Here is a 21,662-nt window from a genome sequence, read left to right as displayed (position 1 = left end):
CTACTATTATGTATTTTTAATTATGATAACCTATTTAAACAAACCATAACCACTATATGTCACAGCCTAACCACCTTAAAGTTGCTCTTGCTCAAATCGCTCCAGTCTGGGGAGATCGAGATGCCACGATTGAGAAAATAAAAACAGCTATAATAGAAGCGGCTTCAAATGATGCAGAGCTCATCGTTTTTGGTGAGGGGCTTTTGCCAGGTTACCCATACTGGTTATCACTTACAGATGGAGCTGCTTGGGACACAAAGGTGGTAAAAGAGCTTCACGCACACTATACTAGAAATGCAGTAGATATAGAACGAGGGGATTTACAAGAAATATGTGTTCTTGCTCAAAATTATAATATTGCTATATATCTTGGAATTATAGAAAAACCAATGGATAGGGGTGGAGCTAGTCTATATTGTTCTCTTGTGTATATAGATCAAGAAGGCGTTATACAATCTGTACACCGCAAGTTACAGCCTACTTATGATGAGCGCCTTACCTGGGCGCCGGGTGATGGTCACGGTTTGCGAGTACACCCGCTTAAACAATTTACCGTAGGTGGTCTTAATTGCTGGGAGAACTGGATGCCGCTACCACGTGCTGCAATGTATGCACAAGGAGAAAATTTACACATAGCCGTATGGCCAGGCAGTGATTATAATACAAAAGATATTACACGATTCATTGCTCGCGAGTCGCGCAGTTACGTTATATCTGTATCAAGTAGAATGGCAATCGCAACAGATTTTCCAAAGGAGACACCTCATTTACAAGAAGTTTTAAAACGTGCTCCAGAAGTTTCTTCAAACGGAGGTTCTTGTATTGCCGGGCCAGATGGAGAGTTTATACTGCCACCAGATATCACAACAGAAGGTAATATTTATCACACGCTGGATTTTAATAAGGTATATGAGGAGCGACAAAACTTTGACCCATCAGGTCACTACTCGCGTCCAGATGTAACTCAGCTTACAGTAAACAGAGAACGCCAGCGGGTAGTTAAGTTTAATGATTAATGTAAAAGAGGTGTAATCCAGATTATGATTAAACCTCTTTTATGAGTTTACAGTCTTAACTCTCTTTTTGTAGTAGCTTCAGAGATGAGCATCGGGTAAAGGGAACGCACTTTTTTAAGTTGCATTTTTACTTTCTCTAGATTGCCATTATAGGTGCCTTCTCGCACCGCTTTGTTAATAGATGAATAGTCTTGTTTGTATAATCGCTTATATGCTCTCTGGCGCAAATCTTCGTAAGCCGCAGTGAGTTGAGCTTGCACCTGTATATAGGTGTTATAGTCTGTAAGTCTATCTGGAGCGAGGGATATTACTGCCTTTTGAGGATTATCTGAAGAGAGTAGGCTATGCTCACCTAGACAATAATCACAATGGCCTTCCATACCCAGTGGTATGCCACCGTTATCTAAAAATGCAATAACCACCTCTTTTAGATCTGTAATAGAGACTCGTTTTTCTTCTACAAGAATTTCATTTTCAGGATTGACCATAATTTGTAATAGATTTTTTTCTTTTACGTGAGCTTCGGTAGCATCTGTGAGTGCTGGTGGTAGCTGCCTGGCGATGCCTTTGTCCTTTTCGATGGTGGTGGTGACTAAGAAAAAAATAAGTAATAAGAATGCAATGTCTGCCATAGACCCCGCATTTACTTCTGGAGTAGTACGTCTTCTCATAATATAAAGTTTTAAAAATGTTGAACACCTATACAGAATCAAGTTCTGTGCCGAAGCAGCTGTTTTAAAATGAGTGACTTATGATATTGAGGCGGTGTGGTGGGCTTATATTGCTTTCGCGAAAGCGGTTATCACAACATTCTACACACATACTACTAATCACAACAGACTAAATCTTACCTTTGTAGCTTAAATAAAATGTAATGAGCAGAGGAGCAGATAATCGAGGAAAAGGAAAACCATCTGGACGTAGTGGCGCAGGAGGAAAGCAAAAAAGCGGTTCTCGTGGCACACAACCCGTACGTAAACAAGGAGGAAGACCTACCGCAAAGGCAAAAGATAAAGCCTTTGATGCACCAAAAAAACAAACGCAACGTAAGAAGGATGATGGGACGATGCGTCTTAATAAATATATAGCAAACTCTGGAGTATGTTCTCGTAGAGAGGCAGATATGTATATATCTATAGGTCAAGTTACCGTAAATGGTAAGGTGATTAATGAGATGGGTTACCAAGTAAAAATTGAAGATGATGTACGTTTTGACGGGCGTCGTATTAACCCAGAGGCAAAGGCATATGTATTACTTAATAAGCCTAAAGGATTTGCAACCACTACAAGTAATGATAAAGGAAATACGGTGATGGACCTCGTAGCGGGATCTACAAAATCACGTATACAACCTATAGGTAGACTAGGGCGCAACGCAATGGGGTTACTACTCTTTACTAACGATGATGAGCTTGTACAGCGATTTACAAACTCAAAAAAGGGAGTAGATAAATTATACCATATAGAATTATCTAATAATCTTAAAGCTGCAGATGCAGAGCGTATAAGAGAAGGCCTCAAAATAGGAGGTAAGACGATAATGGTAGAGGAAATAAGCTTTGTAGATGGAGCTCCTAAGAAAGAAGTAGGACTTCGTATTAAAAATACAGGTAATAGTATTATACGTACTATTTTTGAACATCTTAATTATGAGGTGGTGCGTGTAGATTGTGTTACTATAGCAGGATTAACTAAGAAAGACTTACCACGTGGTCACTGGCGTCACCTTACAAAACAAGAGGTGATCAATCTTAAAAACGGTTAATAGACTATGGAGTATCGTCTCACCATTGTTGTACCTGTGTATAATGAAGAAGATAATCTCTTACGAGTAGAATCTGAGTTTAACACCTATTTTAAAACCGCAAAAGCAAAGAGTAAAGTGCTTTTTGTAAATGATGGGTCTAAGGATACGAGTCTAGATATCATAAAAGACATTTGTGCACGTAGCACAGACTTTGAGTACATCGCCTTTACAAAAAACTGTGGCTTAAGCGCCGCTATAAAAGCAGGTTTTGATCACGCAGATACAGAGCTTGTAGGTTATATAGATAGTGATTTACAAACAGCTCCAGATGATTTTAATATACTTATTGAAGAGATAGGACCTTACGATCTAGTTACGGGTGTACGTGCAGATAGGCAAGACTCTTTTGTTAAGAATATGTCTTCAAAAATTGCAAACGGCATACGTCGTTCATTTACCCACGATGGGATGGATGATACAGGTTGCCCGCTCAAAATTATCAAAACAGATTATGCACAGCGCATCCCTATGTTTAAGGGATTGCACCGTTTCTTACCTGCAATGATATTATTACAAGAAGGTAAAGTAAAACAAGTGCCAGTGCGTCATTTTCCGCGAGTGGCGGGTGAGGCAAAATTTGGGGTTTGGAACCGCCTTCTAGGGCCGCTTATGGATTGCTTTGCTTATCTATGGATGAAGAAAAAGTATATTAATTATAAAGTAGGAAACTCCAGCCGTGGATAGTCTGTCGTTACTTGCTGTGCTTGCCCAAATCCTCTTTGGAGGAAGAATGCTTTCGCAGTGGTTACTTTCAGAAAAGAGCAAGAAGGTAGTAACACCTTTAACCTTCTGGTGGCTTAGTCTTTCTGGATCCTTTGTACTGTTTATATACGGTTACTTCCGTACAGACTTCCCGCTTATGCTAGGGCAAGTGCTGGGATACATCATTTACATAAGAAACCTACAGATACAAAAGCAGTGGAAACTCTTGCCTAAATGGTCTCAGTTTCTCATTATAGCCATACCCATAGGCATCATTGCATATGGCTGGAATAATGGAAAGTTTGATCTAGCTGCTCTCTTCTCAAAAGATGAGATGGCTACCTGGCTACTTACTTTAGGTATTGTAGCACAAGTATTATTTACTCTGCGCTTTGTATACCAATGGTTTTATGCGGAAAAGAATAAAGAGGCGACACTACCTTTAGGGTTTTGGCTATTTTCTTTTACTGGAGGGCTGCTGTCACTCGTATACTTTTTATACAGAGTAGATTATGTAATGGTCCTCTCTTACTCGTTAGGTACTTTCATTTACGCACGTAATATATACCTTCATTATATATCAAAAACAGCGTGATAGAGCAATTAGAAAAGCGTCCTGTACTCGTCATCACCTTTGTGGTGCTTGGTATGTTATTGCCTTTTCTAGATGCGCTAGAAGTAACCATAATGGAGGCGCGCAATTTTATCTCTGCAAGAGAGATGCTCACAGATAATAACTGGCTACTCACTACAATGAACGGAGAGCCCCGTTATGAAAAGCCACCATTACCTACCTTGCTTACGGCATTATCAGGCTATGTGTTTGGCATAAAAAGTGTCTGGGCAATGCGACTTCCTGCGGTACTTATGGTTGTATTATTAGGGAGTGTTGTTGTTACGCTTTCGCGAAAGCTTACTCTTTCTCCTCGTCATAGTTTACTTAATGGATTGATAAGTGTTACATCTCTTTATGTGGTGCTCATCATTTTTGAGGCTCCTTGGGATATTTATGCTCACGCATTTATGCTCTCTGGGATTTATTGCCTTTTTAGTAATTTAAGAAGTCCGTCTGGAGAAAGCAATATCTTGAAATGGGTAGTCGCAGCATTATGCCTAGGTGCATCTATACTAAGCAAAGGGCCTGTGTCGCTCTATGCACTGTTTTTACCTTTTGTGATAGCATACCTAATACAATATAGAAGAGAGACGAGTCGTAAAAAGTGGTTGCCTTTTATAATAACCATATGTATGGGGCTCGTGATAGGTTTCTCCTGGTATATTTATGTAAGAAGTGCAGATCCCGTAACCTTTGCAAGAATCGCCGAAAGGGAGACAGGTAATTGGACGAGTTATAATGTGCGTCCTTTTTATTACTACTGGAGCTTTTTTGTTCAAAGTGGTCTCTGGACGATACCTGCTTTTATAAGTATCCTTTATCCTTATTTAAAAACACGTGTGTTACACCATAAAGAATACACATTTACCTTATTGTGGACCTTGCTGGCTGTCGTTTTACTCTCTATCATACCAGAGAAAAAGTCTCGTTACTTGATGCCTGTTTTAATACCGCTTGCATTTACAATAGGTTTTTATATACATTATCTGGTAAGGAGCTTTAGTAAGCTTACAGATAGAAGAGAGACCTTGCCGGTTTATTTCAATATTGGGTTGATAGGTACTTTAATTATACTGGGAGGTTTAGCGCTGCTTACACTGGGGTGGCGATTGGCTTACCTCTCTGTATTAGATATTCTACCCGGTGTTTTTGTTGTTTTAGCTGGGGTTTGTATCATTTACTTTCTAGTAAAAAAGGAGCTCTATAAGAGCTTACTATCACTTGTTATTGCTCTTGTATTACTCGTTAATGTCGGTTTTAATGAACGGTCTCAATTTAAGGAGTATGCTCACAAGTCTGTCAAGAGTAGCTCACTAGATAATCGAGTTGAGACTTCTTTTAAAGCCTTTGAGAACTTACCGGCACTACCTGTGTATGGACTTAATGGTGCTACTCCAGAAATGGTGTGGGCTGCAGGTCAAAAAATCCCAAGGCTTTGTAAAGATGATGAGCTTGTGATGCCAGGTGAAGATAGTTTTTATACACTTGTTTTCTTTGAAGACGATTGGCTCGTATCTGAAACCTTTCCAGATATGCAACATAAGTTTATGTTTACTTTAGAACTTAATACAGCAGACCCAGCTAGTCGCAATTATACAGATAGAAAAGTGGCTAGTGTTTATCTAGTTGAGTAGCAGGTTTTGGCTTCCAAAACACTTCCCAAATAAAAAATCCTATAACAGTGATATACTCTATAGCGACAAGCCATAGGTTTTCATTAAAGCCATTTACACCATAGGCGGCATAGCTTAATATGATTGTAGCGCTCCAGACTAAAGGAAAGCGATAGCTAGTAAACACACAGAGTAATAATGGTGTCGCTACATACCAAGGGTGTACGGTAGTTGATAATAAGAAGTAAAAAAACATCCCTATGAGGATGGCTGTTATCATAGCCTGCAAGCTTCGGTTGTTGCGTATAAGAGCGAGTAGTACAAGAAGTACAACTACAATTTTGGGTAACAAGGGCCCTACATCTCCTATAATATTCCAGCCTATTACTTGATAGCCTATATACCTTATTATGTAATAGATGCTTGCGTTAAATTCAAATTTTTGAAACCATAAGGCAATGGTGGTGCCAAAATTTTCAGCAAAAGCACCGCTTAAAAATGGTATAAATGTGAGTACCATAACTCCTAGGGTGATGAGGTAAAAGTAAATGAGTCTAGGTATGTTTGTTTTTATTTCGCGAAAGCGGACTTTCCAAGGATAAGAACTTCTAAAGTGGGTTGTCTTACCGCCACCTCTGGTTAAGAAGTATTGCATAAATAGGGGTAAAAATAACAGCGGTAATAGCTTAGTTGATATAGATAGTGCTAAGAACACAGCACTTAAAATCCATTTGCCTTGCGATAACTTGTAAAGGGATAGTACAACAAGAAAAAGCATCACAGACTCAAAGTGCAAGTTGCCCGTCATCTCGATGATGATAAAAGGATTTAAGGCATACCAGAAGATGTTATAAATGGGTAAACCTAGCTTAGTAAGTAATTTTTTACCGTAGATGATTGTACCTATATCTGCTAGTATAATTACTATTCTAAATGTGATAACGCTTCCTAGTATACTTTTACTTGAGAAGAATGCTGCAACTAAGAATATGAGCTGGTTAACTGGTGGGTAGTTTGTAAAATGACTAGCATTGAGTGTACCCATACCTGCGTAGAGCTCTTGAGCTTGTGCTACAATGCTTGTTGTGCCCGCATCAATATAACTCTGTGGAGTACTTAAATACGGGTTGTAACCCTGTATGAGCATACGGCCATCCCAAATAAATCTATAGAAGTCTTGAGAGAGGTTAGGCGTGGCATTTATAAAAATTAATCTAGCTAGAATGGCAATTAAAAAGAGGAGACCAAAATCGTTTTTACTGCTCTTTACAATTAGATAAAAAGAGGCAAATAAAATACTGTAAAGACTTACTAGAAGAGGAAAATCTGATCTTTGTAAGTGATGTGCAAATAGGTAGTAAACAACAAGGGAAACAACTGCAAGAAGCAATGAGGTTTTTTGATATTTCCACAGGGCTGCTATCACGCTTTGCTCGTTAACGACTTAAAGAATACAAACCCAAAACCTATAAATAACATTAGGTGAAAAGGGAATAATCCAAAATCTCCTCCTTGGTCTCCTACCACAAAAGCAGAGTACATCCCAAAGGCAAAGTATAGCATTAATAGCCCTTCAAAAATTACATTTATAGAGATGTTTTTCTTGATGTATTTGTTGCCTTTCCAAGATTCCTTGAGTTCGCTTATGTTAAATTTTGGGGTGCGTATAAAGTCACTACGTTTCCCTAGGTGACCTTCTATTACTGCTATAGAGTTATGCAATGAGAAGCCCATTGCGATACTAAAGAATGTAAAGAACATCCCTATATAACGTATAAATTGCTTAAAACCGCCACCGTAAATACTCTTAAACATAAACCAGTAACATATAAAGAATATCACACTACTTATGACAAAGAAAGACATCACGTAAAAGTAAGGCTTAAGGTGAGCATACTCGTTCTTGATATATAACATAGGGATGCTAAGTATTGCTACAATGAGCACGTTTAAAAACATTGTGCTGTTAAGTAAGTGCAGTATGCCGTGCATCTTTGTTTTTGTAGAAAGGCTCTTGCTTGTGACCACCTTTTTAGACATCTTCTGGAAGTTCTCTGCACCACCTTTATTCCATCTAAACTGTTGTGAGCGGGCTGCACTTATAACCACAGGTAATTCTGCTGGAGTTTTTACATCCTCTAGGTACTTAAATTTCCAGTTTTTAAGCTGTGCTCTATAACTTAGGTCTAAGTCTTCTGTAAGTGTATCTCCTTCCCAGTTGCCAGCATCTTCTATACACTGCTTGCGCCATAGCCCTGCGGTACCGTTAAAGTTTATAAAGTGACCTTTACTGTTGCGACCTACTTGCTCTAGTGTAAAGTGAGCATCTAGAGCAAAAGCTTGTACTCGAGTAAGTAGTGAGTACTCTCTATTAATATGCCCCCAGCGGGTCTGTACTACACCTATGTTTCGATCTTTAAAGTAAGGTACCGTGCGTTGCAACCAGTTGGGCTCGGGAAGAAAATCTGCATCAAAAATGGCAATATATTCTCCCTTTGCAACCTTAAGTCCCTCCTTAAGAGCACCAGCCTTAAAGCCAGAGCGGTCTTCACGAGTAACGTGCTTTATATCCAAACCTTGATTTTTAAGTCTCTCAATATGATTTTTTGTACTCTCAAAAGACTCATCTGTACTGTCGTCTAGTACTTGTATCTCCAGCTTCTCCTTTGGGTAGTCTAGCAACGCAATATTGTCTAGTAATCGCTCCATCACATAGAGCTCATTATATACAGGTAGCTGTATAGTAACTCGTGGGATTTGAGCCGGGTCTTTAAAATTAAACTTTGGGGCATCGTCTTTAATGCGCTGCGCTCTTAGGTAATTAAAAAGCAAGTTGAGTTGCGATAGACTGTAGGCAAATATGATAACTAGCGATATCGTGTAGATAACTATGATAGATATTTCTAAAATCATTACTTAAAACTGTATTTAAAAATCCATCCTAATATTTTTACTCCTGCCATAACTGCGCCCTTTACAGTACCAGATACTTTTGAAACGCCTATGCGGTTTCTGTAGTTTACAGGCACTTCGGTATATTTCATTTTCTTTTTTAAGACCTTAAGTTGCATCTCTACTGTCCAGCCATATGTTTTATCTTCCATCTCTAAGGCGAGGAGGCTATCATATTTCATTGCTCTAAATGGGCCAAGATCTGTAAAACGTGCGCCAAAAAATAGACTCATAAGCGTTGTGGCTAGCCAGTTTCCAAAAATTTGTGGACCTGTCATAGACCCGCTTTCGCGAAAGCGTTTATCTCTAGCACCAATCACCATATCACAGTTGTCTTGCACAATAGGTGCGATTATCTTAGTAAGCTCTTCTGGGTAATCACTATAATCACCATCTAAAAAAACAACGATGTCTGGCTTAGGAGTATGGCTCGCAATATAATTCATCCCTTTAAGGCAAGCATAGCCATAACCCATTTGCTCTTCTCTTAAAACGGTAGCTCCGTTTTCTTGAGCAACTTGCTCTGTGTTATCTGTAGAGGCATTACTTACTACAATTACTTCGTTAACAATAGCGGGAATGTCTTGCAGAACAAGTCCTATAGAATCTTGTTCATTGTAGGCTGGTATAATAACTTTTATAAGGGGCTCCATAATGCTAGTAGAAAGAGATGTCTGGATTATCACGGCGAAAAGCTCTTACACTTGTCCATTCACCTTTTAATTGATTTGCTTCGTATTTTTCTACTTTGATGAGTTTGTTGTTTTTATAGACTAAGCAAAAACCTTCTTGCTCATTATTAACATATTGAGTTTTGCGTGTTTCTTGCCGCGCAATATCGTAAAAAATCCACCAATTTTGCGCTTTTCCCTGCTCATAATGCCCCTCGCGCACTAGTTTGCCTTGGGAATTGTAAAAATACCAATAGTCAGTTTTAAGGTTATTTGCATAGTGACCTTGAGACATAAGCTCGCCGTTACTATGGTAAAATTTCCAGTACTTAATCTTTTGCTCACCCATAACCCAGCCCTCGGCCTTAATAGTACCATTGTTATGATACTCCTTATGGTAACTATTTGGTTCTGCTATAAAAAGCAGTTGAGTTGCAAAAATAAAGATGATAAAACCTTTGGCTGTCATAGCACCTTAGACGAGAGAAGTTAGAGTCACTAACACATAAAATGTATTTTTATACAAAAACAGATGTATGGAGTTTAGTTTTTGGGAGCAAGAAACGTGGTTTACTAATGTAGATTATACCGTAGTAGGAAGCGGTATTGTAGGGCTTACGTGTGCTTTACGCTTACGCGAAAGGTTTCCAAAAGCAAAGATACTCGTGTTAGAAAGAGGAATGCTTCCTAATGGTGCAAGTACAAAAAATGCGGGTTTTGCCTGTTTTGGTAGTATTTCAGAAATACTAGATGATCTAAAATCACACTCAGAAGACGAAGTCGTAGCTCTTGTAAAAAAAAGAATAGAAGGCCTCACAAAACTGCGAGCGTTGCTTACTGATAGGAGTATCGACTATCAAGAAAACGGAGGCTACGAGCTATTTTTAAAGAAGGATAACAGTCTTTATAAGCAATGTGTTGAAGCCATACCTACCGTAAATAAATTGCTATTTTCTATTTTCAAAAAGGAAGTATATAGCTTAAAACCAAATGACCTGCAATGTGATGGAATCTACGATCAAGTTATCTTTAATAATAGTGAGGGGCAAATAGATACTGGGCGTATGATGAAATCACTTTTGCAACTCGCTCAGTCTAAAGGAATCTTGATTTTGAATAATACAAACGTAATTTCTTATGCCGAAAATGCTAGTGAAGTAACCGTTGTCACTAGCTCTGTACAGTTCAAAACAAAAAAGCTCCTCATTGCTACAAATGGCTTTGCAAAAAAGCTAGGTCTTACTCAAGTAAAACCTGCACGAGCACAGGTTTTGATAACTAATAAAATACCTGATTTGCATCTTAAAGGGACCTTTCATCTTGATAGGGGGTATTACTATTTTAGAAATATAAATGGAAGGATACTTTTAGGCGGTGGCCGTAACCTCGATTTTAAAGGAGAGGAAACCACTGTAATCGCACAAACAGAAGTCATACAGCAAGAGCTAGAACGCTTACTTAAAGAAGTTATACTGCCACATACAAAGTTTGAAATAGCACATAGGTGGAGTGGCATTATGGGGGTAGGTAGCCAGAAACAGCCTTTACTTAAAAAAATATCAGACCACACGTATTGTGGGGTTCGGCTAGGAGGTATGGGTGTTGCCATAGGCGCTACTGTGGGAGAAGACTTAGCAAATCTTATTGCGTAGTGTAGGTTTATAATAGACTATTTTTACAGATTGTAATATCACTTATGACCCATTCTGAAATAAAAGAAGAACTTCTCAAAGCTTGTAAAGAGCATCTTATGCAACGCAGAGATGTGGTACAGCAAATTCTAGATAATGTAGCAACTTCATTAAGAGAGGAGACTAAGAGTACAGCTGGAGATAAACACGAGACCGGCAGAGCGATGTTGCAATTAGAACGTGAGAATGCCGGCAAGCAACTGGCAGCTATAGAAAAACTAGAACAAATCTTTCTTAGAATAAAGCTTGATCTTTCAGAAGGTCCAGTGCACTTGGGTAGCGTTGTCGTTACCTCACAGGCATCCTATTTTATTTCTATTCCTGTAGGAGCTATAAAAGTAGATGGTCGCACTTTTTATGCAATAGGTATAGGCTCACCTATAGGTCAATTACTAATGGGTAAACGAGAAGGTGATGAAGTACGCTTTCGCGAAAGCGTAATAAAGATCACTACAATTTATTAGTTACTTGAGATTAATGTATGTAGTGTCTCCTTTTACAAGGTTGCTTTCAGAATTAAAAAGTATAGATTGTCCGTCACACAAAGCTTCTATCAAATAATGGATTCCCATAAAATAACTTCTGGTAATCTCAACCTTTATACCCTCAGGAGAGATTGTGAGCTGGTGTGGGTAGCGCAGTAGCTGCTCATCTTTTTGTGCGTCTGGAAAAAACCATTGCTTAGGTAGCTTATTAAGATCTCCAAAAAGGGAGCCTACGTAATAGGAAGGAGGGTTGTCATATAGTCTTTGAGTTTGCTCGTGAGCGATTATAGTTCCATCTCGCATAACAATAGTCTTGTCCATATATGATAAAACGTCTGTGCTGTCGTGTGTAGCAACTAGGCAGGTGATGTTTTGCTTTTTTAGGTATGCAAAGAGACGCCTGCGCAGCTTGTTTTTTCTAAAGTTATCAATGTGGGAGAATGGCTCATCTAGTAATAGGAGTTCTGGTTCTTTCGCTAGTGTTTGTGCTAGCGCTACTCGTTGTTTTTGTCCGCCAGAGAGCGTTTTTACGTGAGCAGATGCAAAGGGAGTCATTTCTACCACTTCTAGTAATTCTTCGGTTCTGGCCTGACTAGTTTCTGGCTCTAGTCTGCTTAAGTATTTATGAATATTTTCTGTGACAGATGTATAAGGCATTAGGTCAAAATCTTGCGAAAGATATTTGATATATGGCATCCCTGGAATAAGATTTTCTTCGGGACCAGTGACCTTTTTGTTATCAAACGTTATAGAGCCTTGGTCTAAATCATAAAGCCCATAAATCATTTGTAATAGAGTGGTCTTGCCACAACCACTCTCGCCTATAATGGCTGCGTGTGTACCCTTTTCAATTTGAAGTTGTATAGGTCCCACATTAAACCGTTCAGAAATAGAAAATAAGACATCTGTAAGTATAAGCATAGCGTTTACAAAAATACAGATCACGGGTAAGATATAAACGCAGAGAGCGACTTTAGTAAGCTATACGTATATTTGCAGTCTTATACTATTATGAATTTATACCCCTTATTTTTCACTCCGCTTTTTAAGTATCGCCTTTGGGGTGGTACAAAATTACGTACAGTTCTTCATAAAGAATTTGATGGAGATCATATAGGTGAGTCTTGGGAAGTTTCTGGAGTCGCTGGCAGTGAGACTATTGTTTCAAATGGACCGCTTGCAGGTAAAACCCTTAATGAGTTGATAGCTAGTTATGGCGCAGATTTTCTAGGGAAAACAGTGATTGATAAATTTGGAAGTCATTTTCCGCTACTCATAAAGTTTTTAGATACAGAAAAGCCACTTTCGGTGCAGGTACATCCTGGAGATGCGATAGCAAAAGCGCGTCACGACTCTTATGGTAAAAATGAGATGTGGTATATTATGGATGCAGAGCCAGATGCAGACATTATAGTGGGCTTTGAGAATGATACAAAACCAGAAGATTACACTAAGGCAGTTAGTGAGGGTTCTATAATCGATTTACTTCACAAGGAAAATGTTTCTAAAGGTGATATTATTCATATTCCTGCAGGACGAATACACGCAATAGGAGCTGGTATTATGCTAGCCGAAATACAGCAAACCTCAGATGTGACATACAGAGTGTATGATTATGATAGGGTGGATGTAAAGACTGGTAAGAAACGAGACCTACATACAGAACAGGCTACAGATGTGCTAGATTATAATGGGTGTGAATATTACAAGACTCCTTATAAGGCTGAGCTTAATACTTCTGTTCCAGTTATAGAAGATCATTACTTTACGACAGCTGTGTTAGATCTAGAAGGTAAATCACTTAGAGATTATAGTCATCAAGATTCTTTTACCATACTAATGTGTGTGGCAGGAAGTACTTCTTTTATATATGATAATAAGACCTATGATTTTAAGCAAGGTCAGACAGTTGTGCTTCCAGCTAAGGTTGATACTGTACAATTTATAAGTGACCGCGCTACTATTCTTGAAGTAACTGTATAGCTCACTAATAGTTAAAGAAAAGTGAAATACAGTATTGGGAGGTTGTGACCAGCTATTTTTGTTAAAATTCTTTATTTGTGCTTAGACTCATATTTTTTATTGCCTTTATTATAGCCCTAGATATTTATGCTTACCAAGCATTCAGATTCCTAGTAAAAGGAAGATGGGGTACGATACTATACTTTCTTATTACCTTATTTATAATAGGAGGGATGATTTATCAATTCTCTACAGGAGGTAGGCGCAATATGAGTCCACTTACACAGTTCTTTATTGTCTCTTTTGTGATTTTGATAGTTTGTAAGTTGGTCATTATCGCGACAATGTTTGGTGAGGATATATTCAGGCTTGTAAAGGGAGGCGTCAATAAACTTACTGGAAACACACAGGGCGGTGCAATTCCATCCAGACGTAAGTTTGTAAGCCAGATTGCACTTGGTCTAGCAGCGATACCTTTTGCTTCTATTCTATATGGTGTGATTAAGGGGCGTTATAACTTTAAGGTACTTAAGTATACACTCAGTTTTGATGATTTACCTGAAGCGTTTGATGGATACAAGATTACTCAAATAAGTGACGTGCACAGTGGTAGTTTTGATAATGCCGAAAAGCTAGACTACGCTATAGATTTAATAAACGAGCAGGCAAGTGATGCTATATTATTTACTGGAGATATGGTAAATAATGAGGCGTCAGAGATGGAGCCTTGGAAAGAGACCTTTGCAAGACTCAAGGCACGTGACGGTAAGTTTTCTGTTTTAGGAAATCACGACTATGGAGATTACATAGACTGGCCTACGCCAGAAGCTAAGATTGCAAATCTTGATAGACTTAAAGAAATTCAAAAAGAGATGGAGTTTAAGCTTCTCCTTAATGAGCATCATTATATTGAAAAAGATGGGCAACGTCTCGCTATAGTAGGTGTAGAAAACTGGGGTGAAGGCGGATTTAAAAAAGCTGGAGATCTTAATAAAGCAATCTCTGGTCTTGCTCAAGATGACTTTAAAATATTGATGAGTCACGACCCATCACACTGGGAGTATGAGGTAAAAGATCACCCAGAACATTTTCACCTTACATTGAGCGGTCATACCCACGGTATGCAGTTTGGTATTGAGATACCTGGATGGTTTAAGTGGAGCCCTGTAAAGTGGCGTTACAAGTACTGGGCAGGTATTTATGAAGATGCAAAACAGTATATAAATGTAAACCGAGGATTTGGGTATCTAGCCTTTCCGGGTAGGGTAGGAATCTGGCCAGAGATAACTGTTATAGAGTTGAAAAAAAGTGGTAAAAACGCATAGTAAGGAGAATATACTATCTTTACGAAGCTTGAAACGCCTGATTGTTTAATTAAAATTGTAGGGTATGTCAAAATTTGGTGAACTTATTGATCTTAATATTCCGGTTCTTTTAGACTTCTACACAGAGTGGAATGAAGACTCTGTCTCAATGCATCCCATACTTAGAGATGTTGCTGCGGCAGTAGGAGATAAGGGTAAAGTCATAAAAATAGATGTAGATAAGAACAATGAACTAGCAGATGCGCTACGCATCAAAAGCTTGCCTACGCTCATTATCTATAAAAACGGCGAGATGATATGGCGCCAGAGTGGTGAGCTAGATGCAAATACCATTATAGGTATTATGCAAGAATATGCCTCTTAAGTTATTCTAACCTTCCAAAAGTAAAGCCCGCTTTTTCAAAATAGTCTATTGTGCGCGGTAATGCATATTTCATATTTTCAAAGGCTTTTACACTGTCGTGAAAAACGATAATATCTCCATTTTTCGCCTTCTTAATTACATTATCAAGACACTGTTCTGGAGAAGTACGCGCATCCCAGTCAAAGGCAATCACGCGATACATAATAATTGTATAACCAAGTTTTTTTAAGACCCTAGCTTGCTTGCGTTTTATCTTTCCGTAGGGAGGTCTAAAAAGCGGCGCAGTGGGCGTGTTTACCTTTGAAGGTAAATGTGTCGATATTTCCTTTTCGGCGAGCCTAACGTTATCTATATATGCGTCTGTGCTTGTTTTCCAACCATTCAAGTGATGCTGGGTGTGATTTCCTATGGAGTGACCGCTTTGGTAAATGCGCTTAAAAATTTCTGGATGCTTCCGTACATTATCACCTATACAGAAAAAGGTAGCGGGGATGGGTTTTTTACGCTTTCGCGAAAGCGTATCTAAAACAAACTCTGTCACCTCCGGTACCGGGCCATCATCAAAAGTGAGATAGACCGTTTTCTTACTAGTCTTTTTGTCCCAAACATACCATTGTGGATATAACCACTTAAGGAATACTGGGACTCTGGACAGTTTTAAGTACACGTGCTAATATCTCTACTCCTCTATGATTGAGTCTGCATTAATTGCACCACCTGTTGCTGGTACAGTTTCTAGTGGTGCTTCTACAGCACCATTTTCTGGCTCCTCATCATCTCCTAGTAGGTAGGGGAACGAGCGCATATAGTTGTCATAAATTTGAGCCTCTTTTTCAAAGAGCTCTCTATCATCATTTATGATAAGTAGGTCTACAAGGCTTCTATACTTCTCAATGTTTGTAAGTATCTCTTCATAGTACTTGTATTGTAGCTCTGCATCTAGCGCGCTAAAGTATTTGAGTTGTTCTTGGTACTTTGCAGCTACTTCTTGCCATATGGCTTGAGCGCGCTGCTTTTCTCCTATCTCATAATAGCCAGTGATGTATGGTTCAACTAGTGTGTAGAATTCAAAGATGTCTACTGGCATTTTTTCCATCGCGAGATCCATAACCTCTTTAGCCTTTTCTGGCTTATTTTCGGCTAGTAATTGCTCTACTAGACGTGCCATATTACCTCTGTAGGTAATTGCGTTTGTGCGCGTCTCACGATCGTGATAAATGTCTGGACTACCGCTATTACCCCAGTACCATTTCTTTACAATATCATACATCTTATCTGCATCTACGCGACCCATATCATACGGGTTACGAGGGTCTATAGGTGTGCGTATAGGGATGAGCTTGTAGGTAACACCATCTAGCTGCAGGTAATCCTTCATCCATAAGTAATCATCATCACCAAAGCTTCCACCCGTAAAGTAGATAGGACGCTCCCAGTTGTTACTTGCTATAATATCTAGCATAAGCAATCTGTTTTTATAAAGCACATTGCCACTTAACTCGATGTCTATGTATGGTACAATCTCATCTGCATCATCTATAGGGACAATCTTGTTTTTAAGTACAGACTCTTTATCTACTGGGATTCTTATTTTCTTGCTAGGGAAGGTATTAAAGAACTGCCCTTTTGCATACTCAACCTTAGTCCTTGGGTCGTCACTTGCGATAAAGTTCATCCACTGTCCGATTGAAATAATGGAGTCTTTGGTCTCTTGATAAAACAGCGCCTCTCTATTATCTGCCGCATACTTGTCGTGAGTGAGGGTGCTAGGCACCGGCGGACTTTTATATGCAGCGCGCTTCATCTGGTCAAAATACCAGTCTGTGTTTATTAAACTTGTATTTACAATACGCACATCTGTACGATAGCCTTCTATCTCTTGTACATACCATAAGGCAAAGGTGTCATTATCACCTATGGTAAATATGATGGCATTCTCATCTACAGAGTCTAGGTATTTTCTTGCCATTGCTAGCGCTGTCTTTCTGCCAGAACGATCGTGGTCATCCCAGTTTTGAGATGCTAGAAGTACAGGTGCAGCTAGTAAACATACTACAGCCACAATAGGCATTGCTATTTTAGGTTTTATAAAATCTTTTACAATATCAAAGAGAGCATAAACGCCAAAACCTATCCACATTGCAAACACATAAAAGGAACCTACAAGCGCATAGTCGCGCTCACGAGGTTCAAAAGCACGCTCGTTGAGATATACTTTTAAGGCAAGGCCTGTAAACAAGAAAAACACGAGTAACACTGCAAAGCGTTTCCAGTCTTTAGTTGCGTGAAAGAGTAGACCTAGTAATCCTAATAATAATGGTAAGAAGTAGTACGTGTTGCGTGCCTTGTTGTTCTCAACATCAGACGGTAGGTTCTCTTGCGGTCCTAAAAAGATACCATCTAGCCAGTCTATACCAGAAATCCAGTTGCCATTAAAGTCATCACCTTTACCTTGTATGTCGTTCTGGCGACCTACAAAGTTCCACATAAAGTAGCGCCAGTACATATACCCAAACTGGAAGCTGAACATATAGTTCATATTATCACCAAAAGATGGTTTTTCTACATCGAGATATTGACCTATCTGACTTTTTAAGAAAGCATCGTACCCTTCATAGTTTACCTTGCCATCTCTATAATCTATTTTAAACTGAGTTACGACATCTTGAAGATACTGGCGATCTTCTTCTGGCATACTAGGGTCATACTTAATGCTAAATTTAAGTGGCCCTGTATACTGCATATAGTTTGCATTATTTTCTGGGCTCCACATTCTTGGTAAAATCGCACTGTGTGCATCATCAAGATTTTGCTTTGCATTGCGCCACTGGTTTACAACTACATACTTGCCTAGTTTTTCATCTTTCTCATAAAGTTTTGGCTTATCTAGGTAGGGAGTATCTGGATCTAATCCAGCATAGTCTGCTGTAAACTGTGGTCCGTAAAAGAGTTTTGTTTCTGGATACTGCTCACGATTATAGTATGAGAGTAGTGATCTAGCATTAGATGGATTGTTTTCATTTATTGTTGTTCCTGCATTTGCACGTATAGGAAGCATCATCCAGCTTGAGAATCCTATAAAAATGTATAACATACATAAGAGCGTAGTATGTATGAGGGGTTTGTTACGCTTTCGCGAAAGCGTTAACCCATAATAAAACAGTCCTACTAAAATTAAACCAGCAATAATAGTCCCGCTATTAAACGGAAGCCCGATAGAATTTACAAAGAATACTTCTAGGTATCCAAAAAGTGACAGGGTGTACGGTAGTAGTAGTTTAAAAATAAACATCAGTATAGCTACCACAATAACTAGGGCGATAAGAAGGTTTTTTGGGGTTACCTTTTCTGTATTTTTAAAAAAGTAAAGAAGACCTATAGCAGGTATGGTAAGTAATCCCATAAAGTGTATCCCAAAAGAGAGTCCCACAATAAATGAGATAAGTATGAGCCAGCGGTTACCACGAGGTTTGTGCATATCACGTTCCCATAATAGCCCAAGGTAGAATAGTAAGGATAGTACAACTGCAGCAGGTGCATAAACCTCTGCCTCTACAGCATTAAACCAGAAACTATCTGTAAATGCAAATGCAAGTGACCCTATGGCAGCACTTGCAAGGATGGCAAGCTGCTTAGTTTTTGTGATGAGTTCCTTTTCTTCTGTGAGCGTTCTTGTAAGCAATAAAGTGAGTGACCAGAACATAAACAGTATAGTAAATGCACTACTTAAACAGGATAGGTAGTTTACTGCAAGGGCAATATAAGTTGGGTCCGGAGCAAAAATAGAAACAAAGGCTCCTAGTATTTGATAAAGAGGTGCTCCCGGCGGGTGGCCTATCTCAAGTTTTGACGAGGTAGATATGTACTCTCCGGCGTCCCAAAAACTAGCCGTAGGCTCTACGGTAAGAGAATATACTATAAGGGCAATGGCAAATACAGTCCAGCCCAGAATCTTGTTATACTTCGCAAAGTTGAAGTCGCTCATTATGTTATATTTTGTCAAGGGACGAAGTTAAGCAATACCCCTGATTTGTGGTAACGTAGGTGGGGCATTAATTATTTCTTAAAAATAAAAATTTGAAATTTTAACAATTATGCTCTGAGCTTCATTTATAGCTGGTTATCGCAGGATTTTTGTAATGTGAAAAGTAATTTTTGAAAAATGAGCTATTTTTTTTTAAATAATGTTTGTGAATGTAAAACTTTCCTTTAAATTTGCACTCGCTATTGAAAAAACATAGTGGCCTATGGTGTAATTGGCAACACGTCTGTTTTTGGTACAGAAGAGTCTAGGTTCGAGACCTAGTGGGCCAACTTAAAAACCCGACCTTTAATTAGGTCGGGTTTTTTTTATTTCAATAGTCAAGAAGTAAATTGGGGAAATTTTACATTTAATATTGTGATTGCTTTGTAATTAATGTTTTAAGCAGATATTGGTTTAATGACGTGATAATAAGTGAGCATATTTTTATAATAGCGTAAAGAACTGTGATTGTCTTCTATGCACGACTTTAAGAAATCATTAAACCTCGCATAATCTACCGGCACTTGTACTTGTGCGGTCTCATTAATAGATAGATCTACCATAACTTCGAGTAACACCATTTGATTCTCTAAATCAAAGCTTACATTTTCTGCTTGAAAATATTTCTTTATTAATGCTTTGTGTAGGCTTGAGAAGTCTACGGGTTGAGCGGTGTGCGGCTCACAACTGTAATCTATAAGAGTGTTAAGCTCTTTAAGGATGGTGTGTTTTAATGATCTGTTCATAACCGTTTATTTTCCAGAAAGATACGTAGTGATTACTTCTTTAATTTATAATAAAATGCTAATTAGCAGTTAGTTAACATATTATTTTGAGTTGTATTGCGCTTTCGCGAAAGCAAAAAAAACACCTCTACATAATAGTGAGGTGTCTTGTGGAGTATCTCTGGGTGATTAATTTTAAATCCTAAAGGTGATAATGGGTCTTTTGGCGTGGTTAACAAGTCCCTCGCTTAGTGAGCCGTTTAGAAAGTGAGAGAGTCCTTTTCGGCCGTGAGTACCTATGCCTACAATTCCAGCATCTATCATTTCTGCAAAATGTAGGACGCCGCTTTCTATGCTGTTGTCATTATAGATATTGAGAGAGTAGTTTGTAAAGTTTGGTTCTTTTGCCATAAATTCTTTCATAGTGGCTTCTATCTCGTGGGTAGTCTGAAAGTTGCTCGGGGTATTTACGTAAAGCATATGTAGTTTTATATCGCTATCTAGAGCAAAAGCAGCGGCTTTTCTAAATGCTGTGTGGTTCTCTTCTTTAAAGTCACTTACGTATACAAACTTGTCAAGTTTAAAAAGTTCGTGTTTTTGCTTTATTATAAGCACAGGTACTTTGGAGTTTCTTACTACTTTCTCAGCATTAGAGCCTATAAAAAATTCGTGTAACCCGCTATCGCCGTGGGATCCCATCACGATTATGTCAGATTCGTACTTGTTTACGTAGTCCATAATACCCTCAAATGCTCCGTCAAACTCTGCTGTTTCTTCTATGTTAATTCCTTCTAGGTAAGGAGCGCTCATCATTGTTTCAAACTTCTGGTGAGCCAGTTTCATAAAGAATATAGCTTCTGGTAAATCACTTTGCTGTCCAGTAACTGCATCTACAAGTTGCATAGGTAAGTCTACCATATGTAATAGGTTTATAGATGCGTTGTGGCGCCTAGCAAGATCTGCAGCCACTCTAAGTGCATTTTCTGCTTGTTCTGAGAAGTCTGTGGGTACAAGTATTTTTTTAATCATAAGGATATAGTTTATAGTTAAACAATACCATAATACGTGACCTTGTGGATGAGTAATATGGTTTTAAATACTTTAAATGCTGGGTCTCTTAAAATTACAAAATAATAGCCAGCTGTTACGGCTTTTAATAACGGATAATTTGTAGTATATTTGCACCGTTGAAAGACGCAGTGAATACAGAGGGGACAGCGGTCCCCTCTTTTTATAGGCTTATATGTTGAAGGAAAAAGTAACCAATTTACTACAAGAGGCGCTAGACGAGAATCCTAATTTATTCTTGATTAGTCTTGATATTCAAGGGAATAACGAGGTGAAAATCATTATAGATGGTGACACTGGTGTGAGAGTAGAAGATTGTATGGCGGTAAGCCGTAAGGTTGAGCATAACTTAGATAGAGAAGAAGAAGATTTTTCTCTAGAAGTGATGTCTGCTGGTGCTACAAGCCCTTTAAAGATACCTAGGCAATATAAAAAGAACGTCGGGAGACATCTAGAAGTAAAGAAAGAGGATGGGTCGCAAGTCGAAGGATTAATGACCGATGCTACAGAAGCAGATGTAACGCTTACTTGGAAAACAAGAGAGCCAAAACCTGTGGGAAAAGGAAAAGTGACCGTTCAAAAGATAGAAACGATTCCTTATAGCGAGATAGTGCAAGCAAAAGTGATGATTAAATTTTAAC

General features: G+C 38.7%; 21 protein-coding genes and 1 tRNA gene. 12 read left to right on the top strand and 10 right to left on the bottom strand.

The window, feature by feature from the left end; genetic code table 11:
- Positions 1–56 precede the first annotated feature (56 nt).
- Complete coding sequence (locus ACJJVM_RS05765) at positions 57–1,016, top strand: carbon-nitrogen hydrolase family protein (protein WP_405211069.1); 960 nt, start codon at positions 57–59, stop codon at positions 1,014–1,016.
- A 47-nt stretch (positions 1,017–1,063) separates the two neighbouring features.
- Here the strand turns inward: ACJJVM_RS05765 and ACJJVM_RS05760 are convergent, their stop codons facing one another.
- On the bottom strand, positions 1,064–1,687 hold the full coding sequence (locus ACJJVM_RS05760; RefSeq protein ID WP_405211068.1) for an ExbD/TolR family protein: 624 nt from the start codon (positions 1,685–1,687) through the stop codon (positions 1,064–1,066).
- 203 nt (positions 1,688–1,890) lie between these two features.
- On the opposite strand from ACJJVM_RS05760, the gene ACJJVM_RS05755 reads away from it, so the two are divergent.
- The 4 genes from ACJJVM_RS05755 to ACJJVM_RS05740 are packed head-to-tail and all read left to right on the top strand — an operon-like array spanning position 1,891 to position 5,775.
- Positions 1,891–2,781, top strand: a complete 891-nt coding sequence (locus ACJJVM_RS05755; protein ID WP_038599021.1) for a pseudouridine synthase — start codon at positions 1,891–1,893, stop codon at positions 2,779–2,781.
- 6 nt (positions 2,782–2,787) lie between these two features.
- Complete coding sequence (locus ACJJVM_RS05750; RefSeq protein ID WP_405211067.1) at positions 2,788–3,507, top strand: glycosyltransferase family 2 protein; 720 nt, start codon at positions 2,788–2,790, stop codon at positions 3,505–3,507.
- Positions 3,500–4,120 carry a lipid-A-disaccharide synthase N-terminal domain-containing protein gene (locus ACJJVM_RS05745; protein WP_298353044.1) on the top strand — a complete coding sequence of 207 codons (621 nt, stop codon included), beginning with the start codon at positions 3,500–3,502 and terminating at the stop codon, positions 4,118–4,120. The genes ACJJVM_RS05750 and ACJJVM_RS05745 overlap by 8 nt, the downstream gene beginning before the upstream one ends.
- The gene (locus ACJJVM_RS05740; protein ID WP_405211066.1) at positions 4,117–5,775 is read left to right on the top strand and encodes an ArnT family glycosyltransferase; all 1,659 of its coding nucleotides are present in this window, start codon (positions 4,117–4,119) and stop codon (positions 5,773–5,775) included. The genes ACJJVM_RS05745 and ACJJVM_RS05740 overlap by 4 nt, the downstream gene beginning before the upstream one ends.
- On the opposite strand, the gene ACJJVM_RS05735 is transcribed toward ACJJVM_RS05740, so the two are convergent.
- From ACJJVM_RS05735 to ACJJVM_RS05720, 4 genes are read right to left on the bottom strand one after another with little or no spacing between them, the layout of a single operon-like run.
- Positions 5,753–7,180, bottom strand: a complete 1,428-nt coding sequence (locus ACJJVM_RS05735) for a mannosyltransferase (protein WP_405211065.1) — start codon at positions 7,178–7,180, stop codon at positions 5,753–5,755. The two genes, ACJJVM_RS05740 and ACJJVM_RS05735, sit on opposite strands and share 23 nt — an antisense overlap.
- Positions 7,177–8,667 carry a cellulose synthase family protein gene (locus tag ACJJVM_RS05730; RefSeq protein ID WP_405211064.1) on the bottom strand — a complete coding sequence of 497 codons (1,491 nt, stop codon included), beginning with the start codon at positions 8,665–8,667 and terminating at the stop codon, positions 7,177–7,179. Before ACJJVM_RS05730 ends, ACJJVM_RS05735 begins: the two co-directional genes overlap by 4 nt.
- Positions 8,667–9,359 carry a glycosyltransferase family 2 protein gene (locus tag ACJJVM_RS05725; protein WP_035327121.1) on the bottom strand — a complete coding sequence of 231 codons (693 nt, stop codon included), beginning with the start codon at positions 9,357–9,359 and terminating at the stop codon, positions 8,667–8,669. The genes ACJJVM_RS05730 and ACJJVM_RS05725 overlap by 1 nt, the downstream gene beginning before the upstream one ends.
- A 4-nt stretch (positions 9,360–9,363) precedes the next feature.
- On the bottom strand, positions 9,364–9,846 hold the full coding sequence (locus ACJJVM_RS05720) for a toxin-antitoxin system YwqK family antitoxin (RefSeq protein WP_405211063.1): 483 nt from the start codon (positions 9,844–9,846) through the stop codon (positions 9,364–9,366).
- A gap of 67 nt (positions 9,847–9,913) precedes the next feature.
- On the opposite strand from ACJJVM_RS05720, the gene ACJJVM_RS05715 reads away from it, so the two are divergent.
- Both ACJJVM_RS05715 and ACJJVM_RS05710 read left to right on the top strand, forming a co-directional pair.
- Positions 9,914–11,029, top strand: a complete 1,116-nt coding sequence (locus tag ACJJVM_RS05715) for an NAD(P)/FAD-dependent oxidoreductase (protein ID WP_405211062.1) — start codon at positions 9,914–9,916, stop codon at positions 11,027–11,029.
- Positions 11,030–11,073: 44 nt separating this feature from the next.
- A complete protein-coding gene (locus tag ACJJVM_RS05710) occupies positions 11,074–11,532 on the top strand; it encodes a 3-oxoacyl-ACP synthase (RefSeq protein ID WP_405211061.1) in 459 nt (152 codons plus the stop codon).
- Here ACJJVM_RS05710 and ACJJVM_RS05705 read toward each other — a convergent pair whose 3' ends face one another.
- Positions 11,533–12,474, bottom strand: a complete 942-nt coding sequence (locus ACJJVM_RS05705; protein WP_405211060.1) for an ABC transporter ATP-binding protein — start codon at positions 12,472–12,474, stop codon at positions 11,533–11,535.
- A gap of 90 nt (positions 12,475–12,564) precedes the next feature.
- Here ACJJVM_RS05705 and ACJJVM_RS05700 point away from each other — a divergent pair, with 90 nt between their 5' ends.
- The 3 genes from ACJJVM_RS05700 to ACJJVM_RS05690 all read left to right on the top strand — a co-directional run bounded on the left by ACJJVM_RS05700 (position 12,565) and on the right by ACJJVM_RS05690 (position 15,204).
- Positions 12,565–13,536 carry a type I phosphomannose isomerase catalytic subunit gene (locus ACJJVM_RS05700; protein WP_405211059.1) on the top strand — a complete coding sequence of 324 codons (972 nt, stop codon included), beginning with the start codon at positions 12,565–12,567 and terminating at the stop codon, positions 13,534–13,536.
- Between the two features lie 77 nt (positions 13,537–13,613).
- Positions 13,614–14,840, top strand: coding sequence for a metallophosphoesterase (locus ACJJVM_RS05695; protein WP_405211058.1), 1,227 nt, complete (start codon positions 13,614–13,616; stop codon positions 14,838–14,840).
- 64 nt (positions 14,841–14,904) lie between these two features.
- Complete coding sequence (locus ACJJVM_RS05690; RefSeq protein ID WP_035327138.1) at positions 14,905–15,204, top strand: co-chaperone YbbN; 300 nt, start codon at positions 14,905–14,907, stop codon at positions 15,202–15,204.
- A 1-nt stretch (position 15,205) separates the two neighbouring features.
- Here the strand turns inward: ACJJVM_RS05690 and ACJJVM_RS05685 are convergent, their stop codons facing one another.
- Together ACJJVM_RS05685 and ACJJVM_RS05680 are read right to left on the bottom strand one after the other, a co-directional pair.
- The gene (locus ACJJVM_RS05685) at positions 15,206–15,871 is read right to left on the bottom strand and encodes a polysaccharide deacetylase family protein (RefSeq protein ID WP_405211057.1); all 666 of its coding nucleotides are present in this window, start codon (positions 15,869–15,871) and stop codon (positions 15,206–15,208) included.
- 12 nt (positions 15,872–15,883) lie between these two features.
- Positions 15,884–19,189, bottom strand: coding sequence for a DUF2723 domain-containing protein (locus ACJJVM_RS05680; RefSeq protein ID WP_405211056.1), 3,306 nt, complete (start codon positions 19,187–19,189; stop codon positions 15,884–15,886).
- A gap of 256 nt (positions 19,190–19,445) precedes the next feature.
- Between ACJJVM_RS05680 and ACJJVM_RS05675 the strand changes: the two genes are divergently transcribed.
- A tRNA-Gln gene (locus ACJJVM_RS05675) sits at positions 19,446–19,518 on the top strand.
- A 108-nt stretch (positions 19,519–19,626) separates the two neighbouring features.
- Here ACJJVM_RS05675 and ACJJVM_RS05670 read toward each other — a convergent pair.
- Both ACJJVM_RS05670 and ACJJVM_RS05665 read right to left on the bottom strand, forming a co-directional pair.
- Positions 19,627–19,974, bottom strand: coding sequence for a hypothetical protein (locus ACJJVM_RS05670; RefSeq protein ID WP_405211055.1), 348 nt, complete (start codon positions 19,972–19,974; stop codon positions 19,627–19,629).
- Positions 19,975–20,148: 174 nt separating this feature from the next.
- The gene (locus tag ACJJVM_RS05665; protein WP_298353088.1) at positions 20,149–20,982 is read right to left on the bottom strand and encodes a universal stress protein; all 834 of its coding nucleotides are present in this window, start codon (positions 20,980–20,982) and stop codon (positions 20,149–20,151) included.
- Between the two features lie 214 nt (positions 20,983–21,196).
- Between ACJJVM_RS05665 and rimP the strand changes: the two genes are divergently transcribed.
- Complete coding sequence (rimP, locus tag ACJJVM_RS05660) at positions 21,197–21,661, top strand: ribosome assembly cofactor RimP (protein WP_405211054.1); 465 nt, start codon at positions 21,197–21,199, stop codon at positions 21,659–21,661.
- The last annotated feature ends 1 nt before the right edge of the window (position 21,662 follow it).

This window comes from Dokdonia sp. Asnod2-E02 (genome assembly GCF_045063915.1).
GTDB lineage: Bacteria > Bacteroidota > Bacteroidia > Flavobacteriales > Flavobacteriaceae > Dokdonia.
Note: the sequence above shows the minus strand (reverse complement) of the source record. Positions and strands in the feature narration are given on the sequence as shown.

Excerpts from the sequence above, each read along its gene's own strand:
- ACJJVM_RS05765 (WP_405211069.1), top strand. The coding sequence starts at position 57 with ATGTCACAGCCTAACCACCTTAAAGTTGCTCTTGCTCAAATCGCTCCA.
- ACJJVM_RS05760 (WP_405211068.1), bottom strand. The coding sequence starts at position 1,687 with ATGAGAAGACGTACTACTCCAGAAGTAAATGCGGGGTCTATGGCAGAC.
- ACJJVM_RS05755 (WP_038599021.1), top strand. The coding sequence starts at position 1,891 with ATGAGCAGAGGAGCAGATAATCGAGGAAAAGGAAAACCATCTGGACGT.
- ACJJVM_RS05750 (WP_405211067.1), top strand. The coding sequence starts at position 2,788 with ATGGAGTATCGTCTCACCATTGTTGTACCTGTGTATAATGAAGAAGAT.
- ACJJVM_RS05730 (WP_405211064.1), bottom strand. The coding sequence starts at position 8,667 with ATGATTTTAGAAATATCTATCATAGTTATCTACACGATATCGCTAGTT.
- ACJJVM_RS05725 (WP_035327121.1), bottom strand. The coding sequence starts at position 9,359 with ATGGAGCCCCTTATAAAAGTTATTATACCAGCCTACAATGAACAAGAT.
- ACJJVM_RS05720 (WP_405211063.1), bottom strand. The coding sequence starts at position 9,846 with ATGACAGCCAAAGGTTTTATCATCTTTATTTTTGCAACTCAACTGCTT.
- ACJJVM_RS05715 (WP_405211062.1), top strand. The coding sequence starts at position 9,914 with ATGGAGTTTAGTTTTTGGGAGCAAGAAACGTGGTTTACTAATGTAGAT.
- ACJJVM_RS05710 (WP_405211061.1), top strand. The coding sequence starts at position 11,074 with ATGACCCATTCTGAAATAAAAGAAGAACTTCTCAAAGCTTGTAAAGAG.
- ACJJVM_RS05705 (WP_405211060.1), bottom strand. The coding sequence starts at position 12,474 with ATGCTTATACTTACAGATGTCTTATTTTCTATTTCTGAACGGTTTAAT.
- ACJJVM_RS05700 (WP_405211059.1), top strand. The coding sequence starts at position 12,565 with ATGAATTTATACCCCTTATTTTTCACTCCGCTTTTTAAGTATCGCCTT.
- ACJJVM_RS05690 (WP_035327138.1), top strand. The coding sequence starts at position 14,905 with ATGTCAAAATTTGGTGAACTTATTGATCTTAATATTCCGGTTCTTTTA.
- ACJJVM_RS05680 (WP_405211056.1), bottom strand. The coding sequence starts at position 19,189 with ATGAGCGACTTCAACTTTGCGAAGTATAACAAGATTCTGGGCTGGACT.
- ACJJVM_RS05670 (WP_405211055.1), bottom strand. The coding sequence starts at position 19,974 with ATGAACAGATCATTAAAACACACCATCCTTAAAGAGCTTAACACTCTT.
- ACJJVM_RS05665 (WP_298353088.1), bottom strand. The coding sequence starts at position 20,982 with ATGATTAAAAAAATACTTGTACCCACAGACTTCTCAGAACAAGCAGAA.
- rimP (WP_405211054.1), top strand. The coding sequence starts at position 21,197 with ATGTTGAAGGAAAAAGTAACCAATTTACTACAAGAGGCGCTAGACGAG.